This is a genomic window from Mycolicibacterium lutetiense, assembly GCF_017876775.1.
Taxonomy (GTDB): domain Bacteria; phylum Actinomycetota; class Actinomycetes; order Mycobacteriales; family Mycobacteriaceae; genus Mycobacterium; species Mycobacterium lutetiense.
In genome coordinates this window covers 740364-752995 of sequence record NZ_JAGIOP010000002.1, presented here as the reverse complement: position 1 = coordinate 752995, position 12632 = coordinate 740364, and the positions used below count along the sequence as shown (strand labels likewise).

The window sequence follows — 12632 nt, the reverse complement described above, 5'->3', positions numbered from 1 at the left end:
GTTTCACTGCCGAATGTGCGCCAGGTGAACACGAGCAAAGGACGCGAGCATGACTGCACTGCAGGACTGGCTCCCCATCCCCGCATGGACCCCTCGCACGATCCGCGCGCTGGTGTGTGTCCCACTACGTATTGCGTTGCCCGACCGGCCAACTGAGGCTGGCCGGGCACCACGCTTGCTGAGCCCCGGGGTCGAGCGCTGCTGAACCGATCAGCTGGATCGGTCACCCGTCGGCTGCTTCTGGGCTAGCTGCACCGGCTCGTCGACGTGGACGTTGCGCGCGGCGATCAGCAGGCCGAGCACCGCACCCACCGCGCAGACGAGCGCGGTAATCCCGAAGATGTCCCCGTACATAGCCACGTACGCCTCGCGATAGCGGACTGCCTGCGACGCCAACCGCTCCGCCAGCGACATTTCGCTGGAGTTCGCCGCGGCCGCCAGGCCGGCCAGGTGCTGATTGAAGCGGAACAGGCCCCAGGCGGACAGTCCCGCCATGCCGATCAGCATGCCGATCATCCGCGCCACCACGACGAATGCCGAGGCGATACCGTGCTGTGCGGCAGGCACCACCCGCAGCGCGGCGGAGGTGAGCGGAGCGATCACCAGCCCGAGTCCCAGGCCCACGAGGGCCAGATCGGTGTCCAGCACCGGCAGGCGGAACAGGCCCAGGTCGTGATAGCTGTCGAGTACGGTGCTCGACCATTTGGTGATCAGCCAGAAGCCACCGGCCGCGATCATCAGGCCGACGAAGGTGACGATGCGATCCCCGACGCGGGTGGCGATCCAGCCGCCGATCAGCGCGCCGATCGGCAGGGCACCCAGGAACCACAGCAGCAGGAAGGCAGTCTCGTACTTGTCCTTGCCTAGAACGCCCTGACCGAACAGTTCGACATTGACCAGCGTGACCATCAGGGCGGCGCCGGTGCACAACGACGCGGCCAGTGCAGCCAGGAACGGCCGGAACTTCACCCCCGCCGGTTCGATCAGGCGGGTGCGGGCCACCTTCTCCCACACGAAGAACGCAATGATCGCGACCAGCGAACCGATCAGTCGCGGAGCTCCCCACTCGGGCAACACCTGCACGCCGTCGGGTTTCGGGTTGTAGAGCCCCCAGACGGCCAGGCCCAACGCGATCGCCAGCAGGACGCCACCGACGACGTCGACCTTCTCGGGTTGGTCGCTCGACTGCTTGCTCGGCAGGCTGAAGTGGATCATCACCATGGCGATGAGGGCCAGCGGCACATTGATCCAGAACACGTACTGCCAGTGATGGAACAGTGCGATCACGCCGATGCCGTAGAGCGGGCCCAGGACACTGCCGAATTCCTGTGCGGCGCCGACGCCGCCCAGCACGGCGGCGCGGCTACGCGCGGCCCACAGATCGGCGGCCAGTGCCAGCGTCACGGGCAGTAGGGCGCCGCTGGCGATGCCCTGAATGACCCGACCACCAATCAGCATGTTCAGGCTGCCCAGGTCGCCGGATAGCGCGGTGATCACCGAACCGATAGCGAAACCGGCCAGTCCGATCTGGATCAGCATCTTGCGTCCGAACCGGTCCGAGGCCCGGCCCAGCAGCGGCATCGCGGCGATGTAGCCCAGTAGATAACCGGTGATGATCGGCGTGACCCGTTGGATCTGGTTAATCGCGATCCCGACGTCGGACATGATGTCGGTCATGATCGTGACCACGACGTAGGTGTCGAGGGCGCCGAGCAGCACGGCGAGGCTGCCCGCGCTGATCGCGATGTGGCGGTTGCGGCCGGCGCTCACCGACTGCGCGGCCCGCATCAGGATGCGGGCTTGGTGACGGTGACCTGCTTGCCCCAGTCAGTCAGGGTCATGGTGACGCTGTTCCCGGGGGTGGGTTCGAGCTTGGCCTGCAGCAGGGTGTGGTTTCCGTCCTCGGTGATCCAGGCGGTTCCCGGGACCGGGCCGGTGGCCTTGAGCTGCGGCGCGATCTTGTTGACCGCGTCGGCGCTGACGGTGCCTGTCACCCGGACACCCTCGGTGCCGTTGATCGATTCACGGCCGTCTGCCTTGCCGTCGCTGAAGTTCGCCAGCACGTTGGCCAGGCCGGTGTCCGGGTTCAGGATGGCCGAGATGTCGTAGATCTTTTCGGCCGGTCCGTAGTTGGACAGCGGGTCGCCGGGGGTGAGCGCGGCGTAGAGGTTTCCGTCGGCGACGACGAACTTCGCATCGGCGATTCTCTGGCCGAAGGCGATGAGGTCGGTGGTGCCCTCGGCGGCCACCTCAGGAGTATTCGTCAGGTCACCATCGAGCTTCTCGATGGGAAGGCCGTCGATCGTGCCCTGCACGGTCAGCAGCAGGTGAACGCTCTGCTGAGCCTTGGTGCTGGCCGCGGACTCCTGGAGGACCTGTGCCGCGTCGGGCAGCGGGGCCGTCGACGTCTCCGTCGATGACGATGAGCAGCCCGCGACAAGCGCGGTCGCTGCGAAGACAGTGGCGAGTAGGGACTGGACTGCGAAGCGTGGGCGCGTCTGCATGACTTGCATCGTAGAGGCTTGCGGCGGTCGGGCGTTTTCTCCAACCCGAGGTGGACTGAATACTCTGGTCCACGTGTTCACCGGAATCGTTGAAGAGCTGGGCGTCCTGGTCGATAAAGCGGAGCTGACGGATGCCGCCCGGTTCACCATCCGCGGCCCTGTGGTCACCTCCGATGCCGGTCACGGCGACTCGATCGCGGTGAACGGGGTCTGCCTCACCGTCGTGGACGTGCTGCCCGACGGCGCATTCACCGCAGACGTCATGGGGGAGACACTCAGCCGCTCGAGTCTGGGTGGGGTCGGGGTCGGCAGCCAGGTGAACCTGGAGCGGGCCGCCGCGGTCAACAGTCGCCTCGGTGGTCACATCGTGCAGGGCCACGTGGACGGCACCGGCACTGTGACTTCCCGCACGCCCTTCGACCACTGGGAAGTGGTGCGCATCGGTCTGCCTGCCACGCTGTCGCGTTATGTGGTGGAGAAGGGCTCCATCACCGTCGACGGGGTCTCACTGACCGTGTCCGCGGTGGCTGATGACTGGTTCGAGGTGTCGCTGATCCCCACCACGCGTGAGCTCACGACGCTGGGGCAGGCGACCGTGGGGACGACGGTCAATCTCGAGGTCGACATCATCGCGAAGTACGTGGAGCGGCTGATGACCGGCCCCGGTGAGTAAGAGCTGGCAATAACCGCTGGATTTCGGTGGTTCATACTGGAGTCGGCATATGGTCCCGCAGTGGGGACCTGGCATTCGAACAGGCAAGGTGGCGCAGATGACCAGGCTCGATTCCGTCGAGAGGGCGATAGCCGATATCGCGGCGGGCAAAGCCGTGGTGGTGATCGACGATGAGGACCGCGAGAACGAGGGCGATCTCATCTTCGCGGCCGAGAAGGCCACCCCTGAACTTGTCGCCTTCATGGTCCGCTACACCTCCGGTTACCTGTGCGTGCCGTTGGACGGTGAGGTCTGCGACCGCCTGGGGCTGTTGCCGATGTACGCGGTGAACCAGGACAAGCACGGAACTGCCTACACCGTCACGGTGGATGCGAAAAACGGTGTGGGAACCGGTATTTCAGCTTCCGACCGGGCGACCACGATGCGTGCCCTCGCCGATCCCGGCTCCGCGATCGACGACTTCACCAAACCCGGCCATGTGGTCCCGCTGCGCGCGAAGGACGGTGGCGTGCTGCGTCGCCCCGGCCACACCGAGGCCGCGGTGGACCTGGCCCGCCTGGCCGGGCTGCAGCCCGCCGGGGCGATCTGCGAGATCGTCAGCCAGAAGGACGAAGGCGATATGGCGCGCACCGATGAGCTGCGCGTTTTCGCCGACGATCACAACCTGGCGTTGATCTCCATCGCCGATCTCATCGAGTGGCGTCGCAAGCACGAGAAGCACATCGAGCGCATCGCCGAGGCGCGGATCCCGACCCGGCACGGCGAGTTCGTGGCCGTGGGTTACAAGAGCATCTACGAAGACGTCGAGCATGTCGCGCTGGTCCGCGGCGATATCAGCGGACCCACCAGTGACGGCCACGATGTCCTGGTTCGGGTGCACTCGGAATGCCTGACCGGTGACGTGTTCGGCTCCCGGCGCTGTGACTGCGGCCCACAGCTGGACGCCGCGATGGCGATGGTGGCCCGAGAAGGCCGTGGCGTGGTGCTCTACATGCGCGGGCACGAGGGCCGGGGCATCGGTCTGATGCACAAGCTGCAGGCCTATCAGCTGCAGGACGCCGGCGAGGACACCGTCGACGCGAATCTGAAGCTCGGACTGCCCGCCGACGCCCGTGACTACGGCATCGGGGCGCAGATCCTGGTCGACCTGGGTATCCGGTCGATGCGCCTGCTGACCAACAACCCCGCCAAGCGGGTCGGCCTGGACGGTTACGGGCTGCACATCATCGAGCGGGTTCCGCTGCCGGTGCGGGCGAACTCGGAGAACATCCGCTACCTGATGACCAAGCGGGACCGGATGGGTCACGACCTCGTCGGCCTCGAAGATTACGACGAAGCGGTGAGTATGGACGACTACGACGAGGCGGTGTACCTGCTCGGTGACCGCAGGCCGCCCAGCCCGACCGATTCGGGTTCGAACCTGTGAGCGGCCACGGAGTGCCTGATCTGCCCCAGATCAATGCCTCGGATGTGACGTTGGCGATCGTGGCCAGTACCTGGCACACACAGATCTGCGACGCGCTGCTGGATGGCGCACGCAAGGTCGCCACCGAGGCCGGTATCGCCGAGCCGACAGTGGTACGCGTGCTCGGTGCGATCGAAATCCCCGTGGTGGCACAGGAATTGGCTGCCACCCACGACGCGGTGGTGGCGTTGGGTGTCGTCATCCGCGGCCAGACCCCGCATTTCGACTACGTCTGCGATGCAGTGACGCAGGGCTTGACCCGGGTGTCGCTCGACGCCTCGACTCCCGTCGCCAACGGTGTGCTGACCACCGACAACGAGGCTCAGGCGCTGGACCGTGCCGGCCTCCCGGATTCCACCGAGGACAAGGGCGCCCAGGCGGCGTCGGCGGCGTTGTCCACGGCGCTGACCCTGCGGGAACTGCGCGCCGGCGTGTGACCTGCCATGGCTAAAGATATGACGACGGATAACTGGGATGTTGACATCCGACCCCATCGCACACCGTATTTCGCCTACGGTGCGGCGCTGATCATTTTTCTGGCGCACGTTGCAGTTGGCGCGCTGCTGAAGGTGGGTTCCACCGGGGTGCTCTTTCGAACCTCCGATCAGGTGGGGATCGCCCTGTTGGGGGCGATCATCGCCGGAGTGGTGACGCTGTTCGCGCGGCCGCGGCTGCGGGTCGGCCCGTCGGGAGTGGCGGTCCGGAATCTGATCAGTTTCAAGGTGATTCCTTGGTCGGAGGTGCTCGGACTGTCATTCCCGGTCGGAGCCCGCTGGGCCCGGCTGGACCTGCCCGACGACGAGTACATCCCGGTGATGGCGATCCAGGCCATCGACAAAGGGCGTGCGATCGAAGCGATGGACGAGGTTCGGGACCTGATCGACCGTTACCGCTCGAATCCGGGCTGAGGGCGCACGGTCAGCCGGCGTCGCCGAGGACCACGCCTTCACGGCGGGGGTCCGCCCCGCCGATCCAGCCCGGCGACGCACGTACCAGGGCTGAGAGACCACTGGGCTGATCGGCCAGCGAAACCTGATGCCCGAGTGTGCGCAGGCCCTCGACCAGTTGATCGCGGTCGCCGTTGGCCATGGTGTCGACCAGTGGATGTTCCCCGCCCACGTTGGTGACGGGCGTGTTGGCCGCGCCGAAGTTGATCATGGATACCGCCTGCTGCGGGTCCAGGTTCCAATCCAGGATGCCGACAAGCGTTTTCACGACGAACTGGATGATGAGAGGGCCGCCGGGGGAGCCCAGGATCGCGTACAGGGGACCCCGGTGCGGCCCGGTCTTGTCGAAGACCAGGGTGGGCGCCATGGTGCTCCGCGGGCGCTTGCCGGGCTCAACGCGATTGGGTATCGGCTTGCCTTCGGTACTGATCGGCTCGGCCGAGAAATCGGTGAGCTGGTTGTTCAGGAGGAAGCCGTCGACCAGGTGGAACGATCCGAACGCCGACTCGATCGTGGTGGTCAGCGACGCCGCATTTCCGAAGCGGTCGACCACGCTGATCTGGCTGGTGCCGTGCTCCGGCGCAGGCGGCATGGTTATCGGTGGCGCGAAATCCCCGGGCGCGGCGATACCCATCGTGTGATTCCGGGAGATCAGCGCGGCCCGACCGGTGAGGTAGGCGCCGCCGAGCAGGGTTTCGGGTGATCCACCGGGAAGTGGGACGAAATCGGTATCGGCGACGTAGCGATCGCGATCGGCGTAGGCAAGTCGCTCGGCCTCTGAGATGAGGTGCACCCCGGTCACCGACGGATAACCGCCGTTCGGGCCGACCCGGGCCGGCTTGTAGTCGCTCATCGGGAAGTGCTCGAGCATGCCGAGGATGGCTGCCACCGCGATGCCGCCCGATGACGGCGGTGGCATCCCGCAGACCTCGTGTCCACGGTAGGTGGTGCACACCGGGTCACGCTGTCGGACTGCGTAGCCGGCGAGATCCTGCTCGGTCATGGCGCTTGGCGTGCGTCCGCCGCTGGTATCGGCGGCGGCGGCCACGACAGCACGGGCGATGTCGCCGGTGTAGAACGCCTGGGCGCCCCCGGATGCGATGGCACCCAAGGTTTTCGCATAGGCCGGGTTGGTCATGCGGGTGCCGACCGGTTTGGGACTTCCGTCGGGGTTGAGGAAGTAGTCGGCGGCGGCGGGGTCCACCCGAAGTTGGGCGCCGGCGTCGTCGATCGCGGCAGCCAGGCGCGGACTGATGTCGAATCCCTTGTCGGCTATCGATACGGCCGGGTCGAACAGAGAGCGCCAGTCCAACTTGCCGAATTGGCGGTGGACATCGTCGAGCAGTCGCACGATGCCGGGCACCCCGATCGAGCGACCCGATGACCGCGCATCGGGTTTGGGGACGGTGCGGTCAGTCTCCGATACCCACCGCAGGTAGTTCTCGGTCGCCGCGGCCGGTGCCGTCTCACGCCCGTCATACGCGCGCACCGCATTGCCTGCGGCGTCGTAGTACAGCAGGAACCCGCCGCCGCCGATCCCGGAGGACTGCGGTTCGACGAGACCGAGTACCGCCTGTGCGGTCACCAGTGCGTCGGCTGCGGTGCCGCCGTCGCGCAGCACCTTGCAGGCCGCTTCGGTGGCCAGTGGGTTGGCGGTGGCGACCGCGTAGGTGGAGGTGCGGACGGCTTTCATGTCGCTGCGGTAACCGGTGCCGATCTCAGGGTTGGTCGCCAGGGTCGGCGCCGGCGGAGCCTTGGGCTCCGGGGTGCCGTTGGACAGGATCTGGCACGGCCCGGCGAAGGTCCCGGCCGGGCGCCGGCTGCCATCGGCGCATCCGGCAAGGACCACAGCGACGACGCTGAGCAGCGTGATGACCGAACGGGTGGACGCCAGCAACCGCACAGTTCGACGGTAGCGGAGTTGAGTCGGATCGCGGCAGTAACCTGGAAACCGTGCCCGATCCAGCGACGTACCGGCCGGCGCCCGGATCGATACCAGTGGAGCCGGGCGTGTACCGGTTCCGGGACCCGCACGGTCGGGTCATCTACGTCGGTAAGGCCAAGAGCCTGCGCAGTCGGCTGACGTCGTACTTCGCCGACATCACGAGTCTGGCGCCGCGCACCCGGCAGATGGTGATGACGGCGGGCAGTGTCGAGTGGACCGTGGTCAGCACGGAGGTCGAGGCACTGCAGTTGGAGTACAACTGGATCAAGGAGTTCGATCCACGCTTCAACATCCGCTACCGCGATGACAAGACGTACCCGGTGCTGGCGGTCACGCTCAACGAGGAGTACCCGCGGCTGATGGTGTACCGCGGGCCCCGACGCAAGGGGGTGCGGTACTTCGGCCCGTATTCGCATGCCTGGGCCATCCGCGAGACGCTCGACCTGCTGACCCGGGTGTTCCCGGCCAGGACCTGTTCGGCGGGAGTATTCAAGCGGCACAGGCAGATCGACCGTCCGTGCCTACTCGGCTACATCGACAAGTGCTCGGCGCCGTGCGTCGGCCGGGTCAGTGCTGAGGAGCACCGGCGGATCGTTCTGGACTTCTGTGATTTTCTTTCGGGCAAGACCGACCGGCTGGCCCGCGACATGGAACAGCAGATGGCCGCGGCCGCCGAGGAGTTGAACTTCGAGCGGGCCGCCCGACTGCGCGATGACATCGCAGCGCTCAAGCGTGCGCTGGAGAAGCAGGCCGTGGTGCTCGGTGACGGCACCGATGCCGATGTGGTGGCGTTTGCCGACGACGATCTCGAGGCCGCGGTGCAGGTGTTCCACGTGCGTGGTGGCCGGGTGCGCGGCCAGCGCGGCTGGATCGTCGAGAAGCCTTCGGAGCCGGAGGAAACCCGTGATTCCGGTCCCGGAGCCGCCCCGGCGGCGACAGCGGACGGTAGTGAATCCGGGCGACAACAATTGGTCGAGCAGTTCCTCACCCAGTTCTACGGTGACCAGGCTGAACTGGGGGGTGCCGCCGATGAGGCGACCAACCCGGTGCCGCGGGAGGTGCTGGTGCCGGTGCTCCCGCCGAATGCCGAGGAACTGGCGGCCTGGCTGTCGGGGCTTCGTGGTTCGCGGGTGAGCCTGCGGGTGCCGGTCCGGGGCGACAAACGCACGCTGTCCGAGACTGTCCAACGCAATGCGCGTGAGGCGCTGACCCAGCACAAGCTCAAGCGGGCCGGTGACTTCAACGCGAGATCGGAAGCGCTGCAGAGTATTCAGGACTCCCTGGGCCTGGCCGATGCGCCGCTGCGGATCGAATGTGTGGATATCAGCCACGTGCAGGGCACGGATGTGGTGGCCTCACTGGTGGTGTTCGAGGATGGGTTGCCGCGCAAGTCGGATTACCGGCATTACGCGATCCGTGAGGCTGCCGGTGAAGGCCGCTCCGACGACGTTGCCTCGATCGCCGAGGTGACACGGCGTCGTTTCCTGCGGCACGTGAGCGATGCGCAGCCCGAGGCGGGTACTGATCAGCGGCCGCGCCGGTTCGCCTATCCGCCCAATCTGTTCGTGGTGGACGGCGGTGCCCCTCAGGTCAACGCGGCTGCGGCGGTGCTCGACGAACTGGGTGTCACCGATGTCGCGGTGATCGGGTTGGCCAAGCGCCTCGAGGAGGTGTGGGTACCCGCTGAAGAAGGAGTGGCGCCCGAACCGATTATTCTCCCGCGCAACAGCGAAGGGTTGTATCTGTTGCAGCGTGTGCGCGACGAGGCGCACAGGTTCGCGATCAGCTATCACCGCAGCAAGCGGTCCAAGCGGATGACCGCGTCGGCACTCGACTCGGTGCGTGGGTTGGGTGAACAGCGCCGCAAGGCGTTGGTGACGCATTTCGGTTCGGTGGCCCGACTCAAGGAAGCGACGGTGGAGGAGATCACGGCGGTGCCGGGGATCGGTGTGGCGACGGCGAGGGCGGTCCTGGCTGCGCTCGGCGGCGAGCCGCCAATCGAGCCGCCAATCGAGCCGGGCGGCGAGCAACCAAGTGAGAACAACACCGGACTGGGCGATTCAGGGGTGCCCGCAACGGTTATCGAGGATGATCGACGGACGGTGTCGGGATGACAGGTAACGGGGACATGACAAGCCAGGCGGATCGCGCATGAACGAACACGTGCGCGAGGGCAGCATCATCGGTGGTGCGGACGCGGATTCGGGTATCGACGTGGTTCTGGTCACCGGTCTGTCGGGGGCCGGGCGTGGTACCGCCGCCAAGGTGTTGGAGGACCTCGGCTGGTATGTCGCCGACAACCTGCCGCCTGAGCTGATTGCCCGCATGGTCGAGTTGGGGTTGGCCGCGGGATCGCGGATCACCCAGCTGGCCGTGGTGATGGATGTGCGGTCGCGGGGCTTCACCGGTGATCTGGACTGGGTGCGCAACGAGTTGGCGGCGCGGAGTATCACTCCGCGGGTGTTGTTCCTGGAGGCGTCCGACGACATTCTGGTGCGCCGCTACGAGCAGAACCGCCGCAGTCACCCGCTGCAGGGCACGCAGACCCTGGCCGAGGGGATCGCCGCCGAGCGGGCGTTGCTGGCACCGGTCCGCGCGGCGGCCGATCTGGTGATCGACACGTCTGCGCTCCCGGTTCCTGCGCTGCGTGAGAGTATCGAGCGTGCGTTCGGCGGTGAGACCGTCGCCTACACGAATGTCACCGTGGAGTCCTTCGGTTACAAGTACGGACTGCCGATGGATGCGGACACCGTGATGGATGTGCGGTTCCTGCCGAACCCGCACTGGGTGGATGCGTTGCGACCGCACAGCGGTCAACATCCGGATGTGCGTGACTACGTGCTAGGCCAACCTGGGGCCAGAGAATTTCTCGACACCTACCATCGTCTGTTGGACGTGGTGATCGCCGGTTACCGCCGGGAGGGGAAGCGTTATATGACCGTCGCCATCGGGTGTACGGGCGGCAAACACCGCAGCGTGGCGATGGCCGAGGCGTTGGCGGAGCGGTTGCAGGGTGGTGACGGGCTCACCGTTCATGTGCTGCACCGGGATCTGGGTCGCGAATGACCCCGCGGATCGTCGCCCTCGGTGGAGGGCACGGGTTGTACGCCACCTTGTCGGCGGCTCGGCGGCTCAGCCCGCACGTGACGGCCGTGGTGACGGTTGCCGACGACGGCGGTTCATCGGGCCGGCTGCGCAGCGAACTCGATGTGGTGCCTCCCGGTGACTTGCGAATGGCGTTGGCGGCCTTGGCTTCTGACAGTCCGCATGGCCGATTGTGGGCGACAATCTTTCAGCACCGGTTCGGTGGCAGCGGTGCGCTGGCCGGTCATCCGATCGGCAATCTGTTGTTGGCAGGCCTCAACGAGGTGCTGGCCGACCCGGTAGCAGCGCTCGACGAGCTCGGGCGGATTCTCGGGGTGAAGGGCCGGGTCCTGCCGATGTGCCCGATCGCCCTGCAGATCGAGGCCGATGTCGCCGGTCTGGAGTCCGACCCCAGGATGAGCCGGGTGATCCGCGGTCAGGTGGCGATCGCCACCACAGTGGGCAAGGTGCGGCGGGTGCGGTTGCTGCCAGGGGATCCGCCGGCCACTCGGCAGGCGGTGGAGGCCATCATGAGTGCCGATCTCGTGGTGCTCGGCCCGGGGTCGTGGTTCACCAGTGTGATCCCGCATGTGTTGGTGCCGCAGTTGGCGGCGGCCTTGCGGGCGACGACGGCGCGGCGTGCGCTCGTGTTGAATCTGGCGGCAGAGCCGGGTGAGACGGCGGGGTTCTCGGCCGAACGTCACATCCACGTTCTGGCCCAGCATGCTCCGGACTTCAGCGTGCATGACATCATCGTCGATGCCAGCCGAGTGCCGAGCGACCGCGAACGAGAGCAACTCGTCCGCACGGCCAACATCCTCAATGCCCGAGTTGAGTTTGCTGACGTGTCTCGACCTGGTACACCTTTACATGACCCGGCCAAGTTGGCTGCGGTGCTGGAGGGAGTTCGGTTGCGCGCGACGGCGCCCGGCCGGGTAGTGCCGGAGTCGACCGTTCCCACGCCAGCTGCGAGGTCGGTCGACGTCGCGCACCAGGAGCCGGCGCCGAAAACACCGAGAGGGGACGATCCGTGGCGATGACAGCCGAAGTGAAGGACGAGCTGAGCCGCCTGGTAGTCAACTCGGTGAGCGCTCGCCGCGCGGAGGTGGCGTCGTTGTTGCGTTTTGCCGGCGGCCTGCACATCGTGGCCGGCCGGGTGGTGGTGGAAGCCGAGGTGGATCTCGGGATCATCGCGCGGCGTCTGCGCAAGGACATCCACGACCTGTACGGGTACAACGCGGTGGTGCACGTGCTGTCGGCCAGCGGCATCCGCAAGAACACCCGTTATGTGGTGCGGGTGGCCGCCGACGGTGAGGCGTTGGCGAGGCAGACCGGATTGCTCGACCTTCGTGGACGCCCGGTGCGTGGACTGCCCGCGCAGGTGGTCGGCGGCAGCGTCGGCGATGCCGAGGCTGCGTGGCGCGGTGCTTTCCTCGCCCATGGATCGCTGACCGAGCCGGGGCGGTCCTCGGCGCTCGAGGTCAGTTGCCCCGGCCCGGAGGCTGCCCTGGCCCTGGTGGGCGCAGCTCGGCGGCTCGGGATCAGTGCCAAGGCACGTGAGGTGCGTGGTGCTGACCGGGTGGTGGTGCGTGACGGGGAGGCGATCGGCGCGTTGCTGACCCGGATGGGCGCCCAGGATACGCGGCTGACGTGGGAGGAGCGGCGCATGCGCCGCGAGGTCCGTGCCACGGCCAACCGGCTGGCCAATTTCGACGATGCGAACCTGCGCCGGTCGGCGCGGGCCGCGGTGGCTGCGGCGGCCCGGGTGGAGCGTGCGTTGGACATCCTGGGTGACGGAGTGCCCGATCACCTGGCAGCGGCAGGCAAGCTTCGGGTCGAGCACCGGCAGGCATCTCTCGAGGAGCTGGGCCGGCTTGCCGACCCGGTGATGACGAAAGATGCTGTGGCCGGACGTATCCGGCGCCTGCTGTCGATGGCCGATCGCAAAGCCAAGCAGGAAGGGCTGCCCGACACCGAGTCAGCGGTGACCCCGGACCTGCTCGACGACGCCTGA

At 66.9% G+C, this 12632-nt stretch carries 11 protein-coding genes; 8 read left to right on the top strand and 3 right to left on the bottom strand.

Annotated elements, in window-relative coordinates; genetic code table 11:
* Nucleotides 1–210: 210 nt before the first annotated feature.
* Both JOF57_RS12885 and JOF57_RS12880 read right to left on the bottom strand, forming a co-directional pair.
* Nucleotides 211–1788 (bottom strand): MFS transporter, encoded by a 1578-nt coding sequence (locus JOF57_RS12885; RefSeq protein ID WP_234938132.1) that lies wholly within the window; start codon nucleotides 1786–1788, stop codon nucleotides 211–213.
* Complete coding sequence (locus JOF57_RS12880; protein ID WP_209916959.1) at nucleotides 1788–2504, bottom strand: LppX_LprAFG lipoprotein; 717 nt, start codon at nucleotides 2502–2504, stop codon at nucleotides 1788–1790. Before JOF57_RS12880 ends, JOF57_RS12885 begins: the two co-directional genes overlap by 1 nt.
* 73 nt (nucleotides 2505–2577) lie before the next feature.
* On the opposite strand from JOF57_RS12880, the gene JOF57_RS12875 reads away from it, so the two are divergent.
* The 4 genes from JOF57_RS12875 to JOF57_RS12860 all read left to right on the top strand — a co-directional run bounded on the left by JOF57_RS12875 (nucleotide 2578) and on the right by JOF57_RS12860 (nucleotide 5550).
* Entirely contained in the window at nucleotides 2578–3177 is a 600-nt protein-coding gene (locus JOF57_RS12875) for a riboflavin synthase (RefSeq protein WP_209916957.1), read from the top strand.
* 97 nt (nucleotides 3178–3274) lie between these two features.
* Nucleotides 3275–4603 carry a bifunctional 3,4-dihydroxy-2-butanone-4-phosphate synthase/GTP cyclohydrolase II gene (locus JOF57_RS12870; RefSeq protein WP_209916955.1) on the top strand — a complete coding sequence of 443 codons (1329 nt, stop codon included), beginning with the start codon at nucleotides 3275–3277 and terminating at the stop codon, nucleotides 4601–4603.
* Nucleotides 4600–5079: a 6,7-dimethyl-8-ribityllumazine synthase gene (gene ribH, locus JOF57_RS12865; protein ID WP_209916953.1), complete on the top strand. Its 480-nt coding sequence runs from the start codon at nucleotides 4600–4602 to the stop codon at nucleotides 5077–5079. Before JOF57_RS12870 ends, ribH begins: the two co-directional genes overlap by 4 nt.
* A gap of 18 nt (nucleotides 5080–5097) precedes the next feature.
* Nucleotides 5098–5550, top strand: a complete 453-nt coding sequence (locus JOF57_RS12860; protein ID WP_209916951.1) for a PH domain-containing protein — start codon at nucleotides 5098–5100, stop codon at nucleotides 5548–5550.
* A gap of 10 nt (nucleotides 5551–5560) precedes the next feature.
* Here the strand turns inward: JOF57_RS12860 and JOF57_RS12855 are convergent, their stop codons facing one another.
* A complete protein-coding gene (locus JOF57_RS12855) occupies nucleotides 5561–7492 on the bottom strand; it encodes a gamma-glutamyltransferase family protein (RefSeq protein WP_307870013.1) in 1932 nt (643 codons plus the stop codon).
* 50 nt (nucleotides 7493–7542) lie between these two features.
* Here JOF57_RS12855 and uvrC point away from each other — a divergent pair, with 50 nt between their 5' ends.
* The 4 genes from uvrC to whiA are packed head-to-tail and all read left to right on the top strand — an operon-like array spanning nucleotide 7543 to nucleotide 12632.
* Nucleotides 7543–9648, top strand: a complete 2106-nt coding sequence (gene uvrC / locus JOF57_RS12850) for an excinuclease ABC subunit UvrC (RefSeq protein WP_209916950.1) — start codon at nucleotides 7543–7545, stop codon at nucleotides 9646–9648.
* Nucleotides 9649–9685: 37 nt separating this feature from the next.
* Nucleotides 9686–10600 (top strand): RNase adapter RapZ, encoded by a 915-nt coding sequence (gene rapZ / locus JOF57_RS12845; protein ID WP_209916948.1) that lies wholly within the window; start codon nucleotides 9686–9688, stop codon nucleotides 10598–10600.
* Nucleotides 10597–11658 carry a uridine diphosphate-N-acetylglucosamine-binding protein YvcK gene (gene yvcK / locus JOF57_RS12840; protein WP_209916946.1) on the top strand — a complete coding sequence of 354 codons (1062 nt, stop codon included), beginning with the start codon at nucleotides 10597–10599 and terminating at the stop codon, nucleotides 11656–11658. The genes rapZ and yvcK overlap by 4 nt, the downstream gene beginning before the upstream one ends.
* Nucleotides 11655–12632, top strand: coding sequence for a DNA-binding protein WhiA (gene whiA, locus JOF57_RS12835; protein ID WP_209916944.1), 978 nt, complete (start codon nucleotides 11655–11657; stop codon nucleotides 12630–12632). The genes yvcK and whiA overlap by 4 nt, the downstream gene beginning before the upstream one ends.